The organism is Dyella sp. 01L423, from assembly GCF_056399945.1.
Window position 1 is genome coordinate 222,517 of the sequence record NZ_JBFTSI010000003.1, and the last position, 15,288, is coordinate 237,804.

General features: G+C 60.0%; 15 protein-coding genes and 1 pseudogene. 6 read left to right on the forward strand and 10 right to left on the reverse strand.

Features of this window, described 5'->3' with window-relative positions; all coding sequences use genetic code 11:
* Positions 1-15: 15 nt before the first annotated feature.
* The 6 genes from AC1DMY_RS11950 to AC1DMY_RS11975 form a co-directional block, all read right to left on the reverse strand.
* Positions 16-2,283: a S8 family peptidase gene (locus AC1DMY_RS11950; protein WP_477165181.1), complete on the reverse strand. Its 2,268-nt coding sequence runs from the start codon at positions 2,281-2,283 to the stop codon at positions 16-18.
* Positions 2,280-3,452: an AAA family ATPase gene (locus tag AC1DMY_RS11955; protein ID WP_477165182.1), complete on the reverse strand. Its 1,173-nt coding sequence runs from the start codon at positions 3,450-3,452 to the stop codon at positions 2,280-2,282. Before AC1DMY_RS11955 ends, AC1DMY_RS11950 begins: the two co-directional genes overlap by 4 nt.
* Before the next feature lie 186 nt (positions 3,453-3,638).
* Positions 3,639-4,292, reverse strand: a complete 654-nt coding sequence (locus tag AC1DMY_RS11960) for a hypothetical protein (RefSeq protein WP_477165183.1) — start codon at positions 4,290-4,292, stop codon at positions 3,639-3,641.
* Entirely contained in the window at positions 4,293-5,564 is a 1,272-nt protein-coding gene (locus AC1DMY_RS11965) for an NRAMP family divalent metal transporter (RefSeq protein WP_477165184.1), read from the reverse strand. It lies immediately after the preceding gene.
* 5 nt (positions 5,565-5,569) lie between these two features.
* Positions 5,570-6,157, reverse strand: a complete 588-nt coding sequence (locus tag AC1DMY_RS11970) for a cysteine hydrolase family protein (RefSeq protein WP_477165185.1) — start codon at positions 6,155-6,157, stop codon at positions 5,570-5,572.
* A gap of 5 nt (positions 6,158-6,162) precedes the next feature.
* On the reverse strand, positions 6,163-6,636 hold the full coding sequence (locus AC1DMY_RS11975) for a hemerythrin domain-containing protein (RefSeq protein ID WP_477165186.1): 474 nt from the start codon (positions 6,634-6,636) through the stop codon (positions 6,163-6,165).
* 83 nt (positions 6,637-6,719) lie between these two features.
* Here AC1DMY_RS11975 and AC1DMY_RS11980 point away from each other — a divergent pair, with 83 nt between their 5' ends.
* Positions 6,720-7,193, forward strand: a complete 474-nt coding sequence (locus AC1DMY_RS11980) for a DUF421 domain-containing protein (RefSeq protein ID WP_477165187.1) — start codon at positions 6,720-6,722, stop codon at positions 7,191-7,193.
* Positions 7,194-7,416: 223 nt separating this feature from the next.
* Here the strand turns inward: AC1DMY_RS11980 and istB are convergent, their stop codons facing one another.
* The 3 genes from istB to AC1DMY_RS11995 all read right to left on the reverse strand — a co-directional run bounded on the left by istB (position 7,417) and on the right by AC1DMY_RS11995 (position 10,231).
* On the reverse strand, positions 7,417-8,169 hold the full coding sequence (gene istB, locus AC1DMY_RS11985) for an IS21-like element helper ATPase IstB (protein WP_477165188.1): 753 nt from the start codon (positions 8,167-8,169) through the stop codon (positions 7,417-7,419).
* A 14-nt stretch (positions 8,170-8,183) separates the two neighbouring features.
* A complete protein-coding gene (gene istA / locus AC1DMY_RS11990; RefSeq protein ID WP_477165189.1) occupies positions 8,184-9,719 on the reverse strand; it encodes an IS21 family transposase in 1,536 nt (511 codons plus the stop codon).
* Positions 9,720-9,937: 218 nt separating this feature from the next.
* Positions 9,938-10,231, reverse strand: coding sequence for a helix-turn-helix domain-containing protein (locus tag AC1DMY_RS11995; RefSeq protein ID WP_477165190.1), 294 nt, complete (start codon positions 10,229-10,231; stop codon positions 9,938-9,940).
* Positions 10,232-10,233: 2 nt separating this feature from the next.
* On the opposite strand from AC1DMY_RS11995, the gene AC1DMY_RS12000 reads away from it, so the two are divergent.
* The 5 genes from AC1DMY_RS12000 (at position 10,234) to AC1DMY_RS12020 (ending at position 14,358) form a co-directional block, all read left to right on the forward strand.
* Positions 10,234-10,677 (forward strand): helix-turn-helix domain-containing protein, encoded by a 444-nt coding sequence (locus AC1DMY_RS12000; RefSeq protein ID WP_477165191.1) that lies wholly within the window; start codon positions 10,234-10,236, stop codon positions 10,675-10,677.
* Entirely contained in the window at positions 10,674-11,255 is a 582-nt protein-coding gene (locus tag AC1DMY_RS12005; protein WP_477165192.1) for a hypothetical protein, read from the forward strand. The genes AC1DMY_RS12000 and AC1DMY_RS12005 overlap by 4 nt, the downstream gene beginning before the upstream one ends.
* A 171-nt stretch (positions 11,256-11,426) precedes the next feature.
* On the forward strand, positions 11,427-11,753 hold the full coding sequence (locus AC1DMY_RS12010; protein WP_477165193.1) for a nucleotide pyrophosphohydrolase: 327 nt from the start codon (positions 11,427-11,429) through the stop codon (positions 11,751-11,753).
* A 269-nt stretch (positions 11,754-12,022) separates the two neighbouring features.
* Positions 12,023-13,480: a S41 family peptidase gene (locus AC1DMY_RS12015; RefSeq protein ID WP_477165194.1), complete on the forward strand. Its 1,458-nt coding sequence runs from the start codon at positions 12,023-12,025 to the stop codon at positions 13,478-13,480.
* A 161-nt stretch (positions 13,481-13,641) separates the two neighbouring features.
* Positions 13,642-14,358 (forward strand): hypothetical protein, encoded by a 717-nt coding sequence (locus AC1DMY_RS12020; protein WP_477165195.1) that lies wholly within the window; start codon positions 13,642-13,644, stop codon positions 14,356-14,358.
* Positions 14,359-14,705: 347 nt separating this feature from the next.
* On the opposite strand, the pseudogene AC1DMY_RS12025 reads toward AC1DMY_RS12020, so the two are convergent.
* Positions 14,706-15,155 (reverse strand): annotated as a pseudogene (locus AC1DMY_RS12025) (transposase); the annotation flags it as partial.
* Positions 15,156-15,288 lie beyond the last annotated feature (133 nt).

The following is a 15,288-nucleotide window of genomic DNA, read 5'->3' on the forward strand; positions in this document are numbered from 1 at the left end:
CCGCATCGCCACCCGCTAACCGCCACTCGTCGGCATGCGCACAACCGCAGGGATCTGCGCCGTCGGCATGATAGGCGCGAGCACCGGAAACGCTGAAGTGACCTCGTCGTAAATGTTGGCGTGCCTGCTAGAGGTGAGCGTTAGCACTAAGGCGTAGGGCAGTCGCATGGCGCGCGAGGGCGAGTTAGGGCTTCCTGGTTCTCGCGCTTGGTAGTGGATATCAAAGACCGGATTCTTTAGCGAGCTGGCGAACATCGTGTCTTGGTGGTTGCGCACCGTATCCCATTTTCGCGCGTCGCGACGCAGCGCTTGCTCCGGCAACTTGCCCTCTTCCTGGAAGAACGGCCGCGTGGCCGGGTAATTGGGACTAGGTTGCCATCCCGGCGGCTTGCCTTTGGCGCTGCCGAGCTTGTCAGCGTGAGGACGGAACGTGATGCCGAGTCCGGCACGCGTGTAATCCCCCGGCGTATGGGGATCGGTTTGGCAGGCGTAACAAAAGGTGCCACGCAATGTGATTTTGCCCTGCAGTGCCATGTCAGGCAGTGGCACCCGCGCGCGCATTACTTTGCCCGGCTCCAGTGTCCCTTGATACAGAACGCGAACGCTGCCGTCTGGGCAGACGGTGATCGTATTGACGTCGTTGGCGGCCAAACCCCAACCAACGTCCAACTCGCTGCGATCACCGCGCTGTGCGCTGTGGATGATCAGCGCACGGATGGCAAGCGGTGATATCGCTTCACCGAAATGCGCACGGACGCCCGCCGCGAGGCGCATGATCGACGGCGACGCAAAGCTCGTGCCTTGCGTCTCGCCCAAGCCCTGCTTGCTATGAAGAAAGCGGAAGGGCTTCCCATCTACACCACCGAAATGAACCACATCGGGCTTAGTCAATCCCGGGCACCGACCCGGTCCCACGCAGCTGTAGGGCGCGCGTTGCCAGGTGTCGTGATGACCATCAGACGCGCCGACCGCGAGCGCGTTGACACTGTCGCTCGGTACCTGCACACGATTATGCGGTGAGGGCATGTGCCCGGCATTGCCAATGGCGATGGTCGCCAGGGAGCGCGCCTGAAGAAGATGGTCATCGAGCATGGTGGTCCATGCGCTCACCTGATCGTCGCCGATAATTTCGACCGGGCCGATGCTCAACGAGACGAAACGGTATTCTTCTTGCTGCAGTACGCGGTCCATGCACAGCAGGACGTTGTAGAGCGATGCCTCCGTGGTCTTGGTGCCGAGCACGCGGTAATGGTCCACGTGACTATACGGACGGGGCTGCGTACCCGCCTCCATATGGCCAAACAGCAGCGCGGACGTCACAGCCTGGCCGTGGCCGAGATAGGCTGGGACAGGGTCCCCGATGCCGTCTCCAGGAAGCGGCTCGATACGCGAGGCCCACAGCCCAAACGGATGGTCCTCGGACAGGCCACCGTCGAAGACAGCCACGCGGAAACCCGGATCCACCGGCCCTTCGGCCGGCAAGATGACCGCCGGCTCGGGTTGGGCACTGCGCAAGATGGCCAGTTCCTCCACCGGCCGGAGCGCCGGCAACGGGCGAATCGCACGGACGATGGAAAATTCGGCCGCGCTACGGGCCTGCCCGGCGGTTCCTTGCGCAGGAGCGAACCATAGTCCACGTGCCTGGTAAATCTGGTCCACACGAATCGCCAGGCCGGCGTGCTCGGCGAACGCCAGGAACTGCTGCTCGGCCTCCGCACTTTGCGCATCGGCGCTCAAATGCAACACCACTTCCAGGGCCGAAGCGGTTCGGGGAAGTGGCCCCTTGATGCGATCGTCAACCGTTTGCGGGTGAATGGCTTCCACGCGCAGCAACTCATTGGCGACAGCGTCCTCCAGGCCGTCGCCCGAAGCGACGATGTCGCCAAGACGTCCAAACGCGCGTCTCGTGCCGCCGACAAACAGCACGGTCGTGGCCATGCCTTCATCTTTGTCGTGTCCGCGCCCCGCGCGAGGACGCACGTGGCGTGGCAGGCTACCCAACAGGGAAAGGCCTGCAGTGTTGAGCAGCCTTTCGGGAAACCTCGAGCGCGCGTAGGCATTGGGATGCAGCGTCATCATCGACACGACCTGGTCGCCTGGACAGGCAGCCGAGGGCAACCGGTCGAAGAACACTTGCTGCCCCCGCAGCTGCGTCCCCAAAACGTCGAGTTGCTCCGCGAGCGTGTACGCTTCCGCGGTATCGCCCGGGTCACGGGGCCGATACGCCACCGGTTGCGTCAAAAGCTCGCCTCGTCCCAACAAAAACCGCGGTTGATCCTTCATGCGCGCGCTGCCTCCTGCAATGCAGAGTTAACGGTATCGCGTGCCAGTCCCGTCAGTCGACTGGCCTCGCGTTTGGATAAGCCCTGGTCCACCAAATGGGTGGCAATTCGTTTTTTGACATCCTTGCCTAGTACTGCGCTACGTTCCGCAATCACCTCGCGCAGCACATCCAGGCCTTCGGCCTGGCCGCGCAGCACGACAGCGCGGCGCAGCCGATTCACATCGCGCAGGAAGCTGCTATGAGATGTCCCATGCGCCAAGTCGGCCAGCACGTCGACCCACGCCACCGGCAAATGTTCGCCGTGCACATCCAGTGCCATGCCCAGGCTTAGCAGTTCTTCGCGCGTGGGCGGCGCGAAGACGATCTGTTGGTGGAAACGACGTAAGACCGCCGGGTCGAGCAGCTGGGCATGGTTGGTGGCCGCGATCAGAAGATTGTGCGACGGCCATAAATCCAGTTCCTGCAGGAGAACGGTCACCAAGCGCTTGAGCTCTCCCACATCGGCTTGATCATCGCGGCGCTTGGCGACGGCGTCCACCTCATCGAGAAAAAACACGCATGGGCCCGCGCGCGCGTAGTCGAATGCACGCTTGATGTTGTTGCCGGTTTTTCCCAGCAGCGAACTGATCACCGTAGCCAGGTCAAGAATTACCAGAGGAAGGCCCAGACGGGCCGCCGTCTCCCGCGCGGTTTCGGTTTTGCCCACGCCTGGCGGACCGGTAAACAAGACCGTGGAGGGCGCCTCCAGCCCCGCCTTGCGCAGACGGTCTGCGGCTTGGCGCTCGGCAATGAGTTGGCTGATCGTACGGTCAAGGCCCGCGTGGCGTACGAGCGCGTGAGTAGGCCGCGGGTTGTCCTCAATGCGCAGAATGTCAGCGCGCGTGTCCTCATCCACAGGAAGCGGTGTCGAAAAGCTCTCAGCATGGGAGCGGCGCGCCGCCGCCCGGGTGGGTAATGACGCGCGTGCCTCCTCGGCTACGGGAAACGCGGCCGCTTGCAGTGCGTCCGCCATCGCGTCGCCCTCCTGGCGCAGCTTGCGAATCAGCCGCATCACTTGGATCTTCAGCCGCTCCCGGTCGCCCGACACGGCCAGTCTCGCCAACTGGACTAGCTCCGTTCTAAAACGCTCGTTTTGCTCCACCTGATTGGCAAGCCATTGAGTATTCATGGTTTATTTGTCTTCAACGGTGGACTACTTTTGCATTCTGTCATGCTTAGCCAAGCGTTGCACGGTTAAATCTCACCGTCCGACACACTCGCCTTCAAATCGAGCGTCAGACGCAGCTGACACCCCCAAGCGCGCTCAGCGCGGGGTTATGCGGCGAACTCGTTATCCGGCAAAAGAGGCAAAGCCTCAGATTGCGACATTGAGACCAAACGTGAGCCACCGACCATGGGCGACCGCTTCACTCTTGCCCGCGATAAGGTCCACGCTATCCCCATTGCGGAAGGTCCACCGAAGACCCGCCTGCGTGTTAGCACCTCCGTTCCAGTGCTGCATCCGCTCGAGCGTGAGGGCCAATGGGTCGAGCACCTTGTAACGTATGGCGATGCCGACCAAAGTATTCCAGGAACTGCCGCGCGCATACACCGACCCGGCGTCGCCACTGATTCCCCAACGATGGGCCGCATCTGGCGTCCAGGTTACGGCCACATAAGCGTTACGGTTCAGCACATGGCCATTGCCCCACGTGGCACCCACATTGGCCGCAATCCCAAAGACATGTTGATCGGGATCTCGCATCATCCATTTGATCGCGGGGCTTTCCTGATGCTCGTACGGATGGTTCTGCCCGCCCAGGCCCAGCGACCACTCCACCGGGCCAGTGCTGCAGGCAGGCAAAGTGTTGAGGGTCTTTTCGCCACCGGAGACCAATTGGAGCCAACTCTGAGCTTGGCACTGGCCGGCAGGCGTGATGGAGGCATCGTCCACGACATAGGCGCCCGACCCTGCCCAGAGAACGCCCGGAAGAAGTGCCAAGCTGATACCCCAGCCGAACGCGCGCATTCAACTCTTGCCCAACGTCGCAAACATCACGACGGCGGCCACGCCCATGACCGCGGTGGCCAGCCATCCGAGAACCCATAGAGGCCCGCGCACGGTATGCTCGCCCATCGCGGCCTTGCGACGCGCCACGATCATGATGGCTGCCATAAGGGGCACCGCGCAAACGCCATTGACCACGGCGCTCCAATAGAGCGCCTTGATGGGATCGATGGGCGAAAACGTCAGACCCGCGCCGAGCGCCATGGCCCCCACCAATACGGCATAAAAGAGTTTGGCTTGCGATGGCCTGCGTGTCAGGCCGTACGGCGCGTGGGCCGCGCCCGCGATCGCAAAGGCAGTGGCCCCGGCAAGTACCGGGACGGCGAGCAGGCCCGTGCTGATGATGCCGGTGGCAAACAGGATAAAAGCGAAACGACCGGCGATAGGACGTAAGGCTTCGGCCGCTTCGGACGCCGATTGGATGTCGGTCTTGCCATGCGCATGTAGAACAGCTGCCGACGTCAGGATCATGAAAAACGCGATCACATTGGAAAACACCATACCGACACTGGTATCGATGGCGATTCGACGCAACGCATCCGGCGCCTGATCGTTGGCCTGTTTCAACGGTTCGCGCTCATCGCTCTCGCGTAGCTCTTCGACTTCCTGCGCGGCTTGCCAGCAAAACAAGTACGGACTGATCGTCGTACCCAGTACTGCGACGATCGCCGTGATGTAGTCGGTGTTCCACTGCAACGTTGGCCAGACGGTTGCTTTGAGCGCCTCTCCCCAGGGCACCTGCACCGCAAACACGGTTGCCACGTAGGTGAAGAGGCTCAACGCCAGCACCTTGAGGATCGGCGCGTATCGGTTAAAGGAGAGGTACACCTGGAGCAGCGTGGATGCCACGGCAAACACTAAGGCATAGGCTAACGGTGGTCCGCCCATTAGCAATTGTGCCGCCGCACCCATCGCCGCCAAGTCGGCACCGATATTGATCACGTTGGCCACCACAAGGAGGACCAGCAGGCCCCAGACCGCCGATGCAGGAAACTGGCGCATCAACGTATCGGCCAAACCACGCCCGCACACGCGTCCAATGCGCGCACTGACCATCTGGATGGCAATCATCAATGGAATCGTGAGGAAGACTATCCAAAGCAACGCATAGCCGAACTTGGCGCCGACTTGGGAATAAGTGGCTACGCCGCTCGGATCGTCGTCGGCCGCCCCAGTCACGAAGCCCGCGCTTAGGCGCTTCCACCATGGAGTAGGGGATGACGTGTCAGCCATGGTCACTAACTGCTCTTTGAGCCGTCACGGGTGGCAGCTCGTGAGACCCACGACATGTGGGATGTGATGTGAATGCCGGTGCTCTCGCGCAAATGGTGCAATGCGCGGTCGTGCCGATCCCGCGAGGCGGCCGCCGTGATGTCGCTTAAGACATAGGTATCGAAACCTCGAACATGCGCGTCGTTCGCCGTGCAAAGCACGCACGCGTCAGTGGCCGCACCAGTTATCGCGACTTCTTTCACCTGTTGATCGGTGAGAAACGCCGGAAGCTGAGTCTGGAAAAACGCCGAATGGCGTGATTTCAGCAATACCACGTCACGGCTCTGCGGACGCAAGCGTGGCAGGAGCACCCTCGAGGCCTCTAGGCCTTCCCTGGCCGTAAACTCCAAAATGGTGTCCCATGGTTCGTTCCATCGACCAAAATTGTCATTACAAAACACCACCGGAATGTCACGCTCGCGGCACGCCGCCATCGCGCTCGCCATATCGGAGCACACCGACAGGAGGGCGTCGGCCAGTGCTTCGCCATCGACGAAGCGAAAGTGATTGAACACGTCGACCACCAACAGCACACGAGGCGCGTGTGCTGACATGGCGTTTATGCCGCCGCAGCTTTTTTTGCCTCGGCCAGCACTTCTTCCTTGCGCTGCGCCATGCTCTCGCCCAGTTCCTGCAAGGTCGCCTTATCGAGCAGTTGCCTGGCCTGCTTGAAGAGTTCCTGTTCTTCTTCCTCGATGTGGTGCTCGATCAGTTCCTTCAGTACCTTGGCCCGGCCTGAGAACTGTTCGGAGTCCGGCTCCGTGTTCAGTAGGTCTGGCAGCACTAAGTCTTCGGCCGCTCGATGTTCCTCGAGCGCCTCAAAATACAGTTTTTCCTGCTCCTTGCCGCCGGCATCGCGGTAAGCCGGATAAAAGATTTCTTCCTCGATCGTGGTGTGAGCATGCAGATTGAGGTGGATTTCTTGCAGAAGCGCCGCGCGGCGCTTGGTAGCGCGCGAGGTGGTTGCCGTGAGTTCCTCTAACAGCCCCTTCACGGTTTTATGATCTGATTTAAGCAGCTGGATCGCGTCCATGGGGATTACCTTAAGGCCGGGAGACGTGGCGCAGGATCGTGCGGCTACGCTCGTGAGGCGGTTGCCTGAGAGATGAGAAGCCTATGTCAACGTTCGCTTTGTCGGAGCCTTGGTGGCATTACGCCGTGCGCGGCGCTCTCACGTACGTGGGCTTGCTAGTCCTTTTACGACTGTGCGGCAAGCGCGCTTTCGGCGAGATGTCTGCCTTTGATGTGATCGTGTTGGTTCTGGTGGGCGGCGCGCTCCGGTCCGCCATCACGGGTGACGATAAGTCGCTCAGTGCACCGTTTATCGGCGTCGCGGCCATTCTGGCCATGGACAAGGTTCTGGGATGGGCCTGCAGCCGGTGGCCCTCGCTCAACCGCTGGGTCGAGGGCTACCCCGCTGTTCTCGTGCGCGATGGCCGCCGTGATCGGCGTGCCATGCGTCGACAAAACGTGCCGGATGCCGCACTGGATCGTGCTTTACATCGCCACGGCATGGAGACGGAAGAGGACGTGGCCATGGGTCGGCTGGAGCCGAATGGGAAAATGACCTTTATCCGAAAACGACAGTAGCTCCTGCAGTCTCCTTCGGTCTCCGGAGGGCTTCTGAGAATCGGCATGACGAGCAATCACGACAATTATCAACTCCTGGTAGATTCGGTGGTGGAATACTGCTAAACGCCAATCAACTGCACACCAAACGCCAAGCAAATTGCACACCGACGCCAAACCAACTGCGCACGCGCGCCAAACTCACTGCACACGTGCGCCAGTCTGCACAGCAACGCCAGTCTGATCAGTCGGCGTCCGCTGGTGAAGGTCCCCGCTTCAGTTTGCGTAGGGACTCGCCCTTCAAGGTCAGCTTGAGGCTGCTGTGAATCAGTCGATCCAGAATGGCGTCAGCCATGGCCGGATCGTTGATAAAGGCATGCCAGCCTTTGATGGGTAGTTGACCGGCCATGATGGTTGATCCGCTACCTACCCGATCATCCAGAAGCTCAAGCAAGTCCGATCGGCCACGCGCCGTTAACGGATCCAGACCAAAGTCGTCGAGGATCAACAACTGCAACTTGGCCAACTGCTGCCGGAGTTTCCGTAGCGAGCCGTCGGCATGCGCGATCGCCATGTCCTCCAGCAGCCGGCCTAGCCGACGGTACCCCACGGTGACCCCTTGGCGTGCTGCCTGAACCGCGAAAGCACACGCCAACCAGGTTTTCCCTGTGCCGGTGGGGCCGGTGATCAGCACGTTTTGTTGCCGAACAATCCATTGGCTGGTCAGCAAATCGCCAACGAAAGCGCGGTCCAGCCCGCGGCCGGGGTGATAGTCAATGGCTTCGGGTTCGGCCTGTACTTTGAGCTTGGCGTTCTTCAGCAGCCGCTTGAGCCGCTGGCTGCTTCGGTGGCTGGTTTCGGTGTCAACCAGATTTCCCAATCGTTGTTCAAATGACAGTTCGGTATAGGCCACCTGACTCAGTTGATGCTCGAGGCCGGCTACCATGCCGGTAAGCTTGAGTTGGCGCAGTTGCTCGATCGTGGATTGCAGGGTCATGGCTAGGTTCCTGATCACTGGGTGTAGTAGTCCGCGCCTCGCACATGGTCGTGCATGGGCAACGGAGTCTCCGGAAGCGGCGCGCTGAGCGGTGCCTGGTCGAGCTGACGACGCAGGATCGACGCGATCGAACTGACGGCACGCGCGTGCATCTGAAGGGCACGCTGACAGGCGGCCTGCAGACGCTCCATGCCATAGTCACGCGACAAACGTTGCAGCCCTCGCCCGGCCTGCAGCGACAAGGCGGGTCGACGGTGATGCTCGACATGCCGCTGCAGAAACTGAGCGACCGCGCCGCCGGCGGTTTCGGCCCAGGCAAAGACGGTCGACGCATCGTGTTGCGCGTACCGCTGATGGGCTTTGGGCTGGTGTTCCGGCAACGTGCTGACATAGCCAGGCTCGTGCCGCCGTGCGTGCAGTGCGACGCGGCGGTCGCGGTGAAACACCGACACTGTCACCGCTGTGGCTTTCACATTGACCTTCACGCCCACCAAGGTGTGCGGGACCGAGTAGTACTGCTCGCTCCAGCGCACGTGATAGTCCTGCCCGACACGCACTCCGATCTGCCACTCGGCAAAGGTGTACGGCTCCTCAGGCAGCGGCTTCATGGCCGGTCGATCCAGCTCCTCGAAGAGCTGGTGGCGACTTTTGCCACCGGCGCCGCGCATCGGTTTGTCGTTGAGTCGAACGAGCAGCTCGGCGATCGCCTCATTAAGCAAGGTCAAAGATGGGAAGACGCGATTCCGGAGGCGGGCCAGAATCCACCGCTGTACGATCTGCACGCCGAGTTCGACGGGGGCCTTGTCTTTCGGCTTACGCACACGAGTCGGCATCACCAGAGTGCCGTAATGGGCCGCGCATTCGGCGTAGGTGGGATGGATGACGGGACCTTCGTCCCGCTTGTGCGAGATCACCGCCGCCTTGAGATTGTCCGGCACCAGAAAGGTCGGCACACACGCGAAAAAGGCCAGCGCCCGTGCGTTGGCCTCGATCCAGTCGGGCAGGCGTTGGCCGGCCACGGCGCAGGCAAAGGTCTTGCGGCTCGCTCCCATCACGGCCACGAACAATTCCACGGGCGTGTATTCGCCCGTCGTTGGGTTCGTCAATCCCGGACGAACACCGGAATAGTCCAGATAGAGGCATTCGCCTGGTCGCCGAACTTGGCGCATCACCAAGCCACGCGTCCGCTGATAGCGGGCCAGGCGTCGGCGGAACTCAGTCAAGGACATGACGCCTGCATCCAGACTGGCGGCGTATTCCTCGTGGAGCAACGTGACGGTCATGCCACGGCGCTGCAATTCCTGGTGGACCTGTGACCAGTCCGGTTCGACAAAAGTATGGACGAAGGCGCTCTTGCCGGCGGTATTGAGCCGCTGGTCGAACGTTTGCTCGTCCCAGACGAGGACGTCGTTCCAAACCAGGCCAAGTTCAGCCAGACGTTGGCGATAGCGTCCGACTGTATTGGGTGAGAGATGCAAGGTGTCGGCAATGTGCCGATTCGACAACGAGGTCGTGAGGATCAGACGACAGAGATCCCTTATAGGCGTCATGCGGCAGGTTTCCGCGGTGATCGCCCGGTCGCCCTAACAAGGGTGCAGCCGGGTGCACGACCGTGCGTATGGCGCGGTCGTGATGCTTGACGTTCCAGGGAGTCGCGAAGACAATGCACGCACAAGGAATGCCATGCATCACTCAAAGCCTTAGGCGCGTCAACGCCTGAGGCTTTTTGCTATCCCCACCAAAGACAAAGACCATATTGGGCGTTAGGTCATGCGTCGCTCCTTGAGTGCATCGGCGGGGCGTCAAGACGTGCGTAACGGTCCGGCCATAACTGGGCGGGAAGCAGCCCCAATTTGGCGGCGATCAATGCTTCGATACGGCGTGAACGGCGTGCGCCTTGGGAGACCGACGTCACCGTGGTCGCAGCGACGCCAAGCTCACGTGCCACGCTAGCCAACGACGAGCCAGCTAGACGCAAGCGCATCTTGATCCGTTCGTGTTGTTCTTGCGCCCGCTTCACCGGTATAGTCCATAGGGAATGATTGAGACTCACTATAGGCATATATGAGTAGTATCTCAACTCCTCCCGAGAACGTAGCGTTGGGACAAAGGCTGATCGCCGTTCGTGCGACGACGGGGCTCAGTCAAGCAGCGTTTGCCGAATCGCTGGGTTTATCCATGCGCGCCTATGCCAATTACGAACGCGGTGAGCGCGAGATGCCTGTGGCGCTGTTTCGTGCGCTCTATGAGGTCTATGGGGTCGATCCGGTCTGGCTGCTCGCCGGACCGGGTGAGCAGCCCGTTCAAGCCGCGACTCGTACGCTGGACTTCGCGCTGGCCGACAGCATCATCCAGTGGGTCGATGGTGAGTTGGCTCGCTCACGTAAGAAGGTCAAACCAGCCGTACGCCTGCGGCTACTGAAAGCCGCTTACGCACTGAGCGCGGAAAAAGGCCGTCTGGATGCCGCAGGCATGACCGCGCTGCTGAAAGTGGCGGTGGGCCAATGACCCGCACCACCGACGCGGATCCTTCCAGCCAAGTGATTCCGTTCCCGGAACGAAGCGCAACTACTGATGCACCCTTAGCACCCGGCTGGGACGCGCTCAAGCAAGAACTCGTGGCCGCGACACGCGACCTATGGACGACGGCCCAGGAGGATCTGGTTGACGCTTATGATCGCCAAGTCGTGGCCGACGAATATGAGTTTCGTGCCCGTTTCGGCTTTGAACGACCGCGCCGTGATCGGAAACACTTGATCGAACTGAAGCATGCGTTGGATCTGACGGACCGGGAAATCCGTTTGCTGCAGCGCGCCGGCGCCTTGTCCTACAAGCCGGAGGCGGTACGTTTAAATGCCAGTCGCTGGATGATGGTGTACGGCCAATTCATGCTCGCGACCCTGGGACTGATGGGATTGCAGGCATGCCACCTGGCGTCGCGCCAGAACACCGTGACGTTGCTGCTGATCGTCAAACTCGTCGGGCTTGCGGTCATGTTGATGGGCATGGGGTGGTTCATCCAATACATCTATATTTGCCCTTGGCGGATTCAGAAGCGGACGCGAGCCTATCAGCGGAAGCACTGATCGCCTCAAGCGGGGCGCTGGCGTCGCGCGTCGACAGCGGGGACTGGGATTTCGCCGACTACATGCCTATCAATGCCGACTGACCGAACCGCGTCGGAATTGTCAGTGGCGTTAGGTCCCTTCCGCTGGCCATCCTCACCTTGCCGTACAACCCTCTCAGGTGCAATCAGTATGAAATTTGGTGATCTTGAAAAGTCGGCCCTGCAGCTAAACGAACTCTACGAACAGCTTGAGATCAAGAAGTGGGGGCGCATCTGGACCACGGCAGAACTTGCGCTTGGTTTCATCGGGGATGTTGGCGATCTGGCAAAACTGATCCAGGCCAACGCCGGTGTCCGGGATATCGATGACTGCAAGGCTAAACTTGGGCATGAACTGTCGGACTGTCTATGGTCAATCATCGTTCTTGCAAACAAGTGTGGCATTGATCTAGAGGCGGAGTTTGTCCGAAACACCGGAGAGCTAACCGAATATGTGTCTGGTGAACTGCACGCATAGTCGAAGGTTTCACCGCCACGAATTTGTCGCTGCTTTGCGGCACGAGGCTTGTGCTTGAGAACGAGAGCCAGACGCCGCAGTCAAACGACGCTTATTGCCTTTTGGATATCCGCTCTCGACCCACGGCGGACATCGGTCAAATCTGACTCACTTCGCCAGGAATGGGTGATATGGTTTCGAGAGGTACGCCGCGGGATCGGTCATCACACAAGAGATCAATCTTCGCAGCACAATTAGCTCCTGCAACTGCGGACCAAGAGTCTTCAGCCGTGCAGGTGAGCATCGTTCCTTTGGCAATTCTGGGCGTAGCGCTCTTAACATTCGCTGTGTTGTTCTGCACTTCGAATGTTGAGGCAGCAGCTCCGTTTCCCTCGCCTCGGTTCGTGCCGACGATTCAAAGCGGCGTAGTGGTCCACCTTGCACAGGGGCGCTGGGGCCTTTCCAGTTACGGCATGCTGTTCGACTTCGGTGCGCGTGGGGTCGGTGTCTATGACCGTGCCGGAGAGCTGTGTTGGCGCGATACGGAGTACGTGGATACGAGGTCGGTCAATGACCTCGTTCCCTTTGTTGCAACCGGTTCCTCGCCATCAGAGTTGCTGTTTGCTTCCTCCCCGGACGGAACGCAATATCGCACCGAGTCGGTTTCCATGCTCCCGCTGGCCTGCACCGAGGTGCAGGAGCGCACTTCGCCGCTCTATATATTCGATGCGGTAACCACCTCGCTGCGCGAGCTCTATCCGTTTGCGCATGAACACGGCGTTGACTGGGGGGAACGAACGGCGCGGCTGCGTCCTCGAATGGCATCGGTTCATAGCGAAGCCGAACTGCTGGCAGTTTTGAGGGAGCTCTTCCGCGGTGTCGAAGACCCCCATACAAGCCTTGCGGGCAACATCGACGGCAAGCCGTTCAGACTGCGTTCTTTTCGTGGCCAGGACTTCAAGGCGCTCGAGGCTGAGTATTCTCAGCAAGGCCAATACGACGTTTTTCTGGATTGGTTTTTGAAGCGCTGGATGCCTGGCGAACTGGACAAGGCTTCCGCGGCACTGCTGCCGGGTACACGCCGACAGGCCTTCGATAGCGGGCTGGTTTGGGGCAAGCTGAAGGGGAATATCGGCTATCTGGCCATCAACGAAATGGCGGGCTTTGGGCAAGACAGCGATATTGCGGAGGATCGCTCATTGCTTGGACCTGCCCTGGATCGGGCCTTGGCTGACCTGAAAGACACTCGCGCCCTAGTCCTCGATATCTCGCACAATTTGGGCGGCGACGACGAGATTTCATCCGACATTGCGGCCCGCTTTGCCGACAGAGCGCGCAAGGCTTACAGCAAACAAGCCTTTCGCGGTGGAGCCGTGCAATGGTTCGAGACGGTTCCTCGCCGGGAAAGTCGCTACCTCAAACCGGTCTATCTACTGACGAGCGAACTCACCGCTAGCGCGGCCGAAGTCTTTACTATTCGAATGCGCGGGCTGCCCAACGTGGTGCAGGTTGGCGAGGCCACCCAAGGCATTTTCTCGGACTCGACGGAAAAGGGCCTTCCGAACGGCTGGGTTTTAGCCATGTCTACCGAGATCTATCGCGATCCCTACGGTCGAAATTATGAGGGCGCCGGCGTGAGCCCTGTGGTCCCGTATCGAGTCATTGGGGTGGGCCATGCGGCGGCCAGATACCGCAGCGCCATTCTTCATGCCGCTGAGCTCGCCGCAGCGCATAAACTTGCTTACTGATCTGCTTGGGTCCGCTCTCGACCCATTTCGGTCACCCTCCGGGGCCAAAGCGCGTTGCATCCGTAAGAACTTTTAGCCTACGGTCGTAGTCTCATTTCCGTTGTTTGATGCCTCATGGGCTTCTGGCCAGAAGCGAGGCAGACGATCTCTGCGCCCAACGTATGAAAGAGAGTTCGCTGGTGGGGGAAGGAGCTGAATCCAAAGACCGTCAAGTATCGATTCGCCGGATTGTGGCGATGTCGTTCGCCCTTGCGGGGCACTTGGTTTCGGTGATGGCGCTTCTGCGACCAGCGGCCCCCGATGTTGTCGTGACTCCAGTCCAAGAGAGTTATCAAACAGCGCTCAAACTTCGATTTATTCCCTTGCTACGACCCGCATCAACATTTGCACCGCTCCCGTCCAGCTCAGTCGTTGTTCGCGAAGTATCAGCGAAAGAAAGTCTGGCGCATCAAACTAAGCCGACTGTACGTATTGCGGCAGAGTCGCATGAGGCAGACGCAATCAGTCCGGTCCCGCCTGACACGGCTCAGCTGCCCGCAATGAATCAGCAGACGAACAGCCCTCCATCCACAGGGGATGGAGGGTTTAAGGATCGAATGTTTGACGCCCAGCAGTCGCCAGGCATTCACGGGGTGCCGGGCTCCGACAGACGTATCGTGTCCGGCATTGAATTGGCCAATCCAATGGACCAGGGAGTCGGTTCGGTATTGCGCAACGCAAAACGCCTGTTTGGAGTAACGGATCGCCATTGCATCGATGTCGATGTTTGGCGGCATATGAGTGAAGATGAATTAATACAACGGCATCTCACCTCGGCAGAGGTCGAGAAAGAGTCTGAAAAATACAACTGCAACCGGCCGCTTGGACTCAATTTTTAGGGCCGCTTTCGACCCATTGCGGACAATTTTGACATCAAGTTTTTTTGGGGGGGGATGGGATTACTTCACAGTAGAGTGGCTATGTCATGCCTCCTCACCATTGCGGCAGGTTGGTCCGTGTGCGGCGCGTTAGCTGCGCCCGCGGTGCCAGCCGCATCGGAGCCGCAATTACTGGATTGGCTGCTCTCGCCAGGTGAGCCCAATGTTGGTTTGGTCCTCAATGACTCGCGATTTCGCTCCCTGCTATCTAGCGCGGTGCCACGGATCAACGTCTACCTCGGAATGAGCAAGCCGAAGGCCACGCCTCCTCCTTTGATTGACGCAGTCAGGGAAGTGATGGGCGGGATCACCGCCTTGAACTTGCTGCCGTCGATCGCGACCACGGCCTCGGTGAACAGCTTCATCCGACGACACAGCGCGACGAACTGGCTGCAGACACGACGAATGGCTGGTCAGTTGTCCTTGCGGAAATCGGCAATCGTCTTGAAGTCGGGCGCGCAACGTCCGGTCAGCCAGATCAATTCCAGGTTGCGCTGCGCCTCGCGTTCCAGTCGGCGGCTGGAGGGGACACGGTTGAGATAGCCGTAGATATGGATCTTCAGCAACGTCGCCGGATGATAGCCGGGGCGGCCGGTGACAGCCGGCGTGACCCCATCGAAACCTAAGCTGCCAAGATCCAGCGCATCCACAAAGACATCGACGACCCGCACAGGATTGTCCTCATCGATGTACTCGTCCAGCCGCTCGGGAAACAACAGGCTCTGCGACCGATCCACCCCTTCGACGAATCGCTTTATGCGACACTCCGGCTTGGTTTGACACTAGGATCGCCGCGCTAGCTTACGGGGTGTTTTCACACAGGCTGGACCCGAAGCAGCCATTGCTGCGCCCGACGGCTGCCATGGGCTATCGTCAACCTAGTAGCGATGG

Coding starts and splice junctions, on each gene's coding strand:
- AC1DMY_RS11950 (WP_477165181.1), bottom strand. CDS start 2,283: ATGAAGGATCAACCGCGGTTTTTGTTGGGACGAGGCGAGCTTTTGACG.
- AC1DMY_RS11955 (WP_477165182.1), bottom strand. CDS start 3,452: ATGAATACTCAATGGCTTGCCAATCAGGTGGAGCAAAACGAGCGTTTT.
- AC1DMY_RS11960 (WP_477165183.1), bottom strand. CDS start 4,292: ATGCGCGCGTTCGGCTGGGGTATCAGCTTGGCACTTCTTCCGGGCGTT.
- AC1DMY_RS11965 (WP_477165184.1), bottom strand. CDS start 5,564: ATGGCTGACACGTCATCCCCTACTCCATGGTGGAAGCGCCTAAGCGCG.
- AC1DMY_RS11970 (WP_477165185.1), bottom strand. CDS start 6,157: ATGTCAGCACACGCGCCTCGTGTGCTGTTGGTGGTCGACGTGTTCAAT.
- AC1DMY_RS11975 (WP_477165186.1), bottom strand. CDS start 6,636: ATGGACGCGATCCAGCTGCTTAAATCAGATCATAAAACCGTGAAGGGG.
- AC1DMY_RS11980 (WP_477165187.1), top strand. CDS start 6,720: ATGTCAACGTTCGCTTTGTCGGAGCCTTGGTGGCATTACGCCGTGCGC.
- istB (WP_477165188.1), bottom strand. CDS start 8,169: ATGACCCTGCAATCCACGATCGAGCAACTGCGCCAACTCAAGCTTACC.
- istA (WP_477165189.1), bottom strand. CDS start 9,719: ATGACGCCTATAAGGGATCTCTGTCGTCTGATCCTCACGACCTCGTTG.
- AC1DMY_RS11995 (WP_477165190.1), bottom strand. CDS start 10,231: ATGCCTATAGTGAGTCTCAATCATTCCCTATGGACTATACCGGTGAAG.
- AC1DMY_RS12000 (WP_477165191.1), top strand. CDS start 10,234: ATGAGTAGTATCTCAACTCCTCCCGAGAACGTAGCGTTGGGACAAAGG.
- AC1DMY_RS12005 (WP_477165192.1), top strand. CDS start 10,674: ATGACCCGCACCACCGACGCGGATCCTTCCAGCCAAGTGATTCCGTTC.
- AC1DMY_RS12010 (WP_477165193.1), top strand. CDS start 11,427: ATGAAATTTGGTGATCTTGAAAAGTCGGCCCTGCAGCTAAACGAACTC.
- AC1DMY_RS12020 (WP_477165195.1), top strand. CDS start 13,642: ATGAAAGAGAGTTCGCTGGTGGGGGAAGGAGCTGAATCCAAAGACCGT.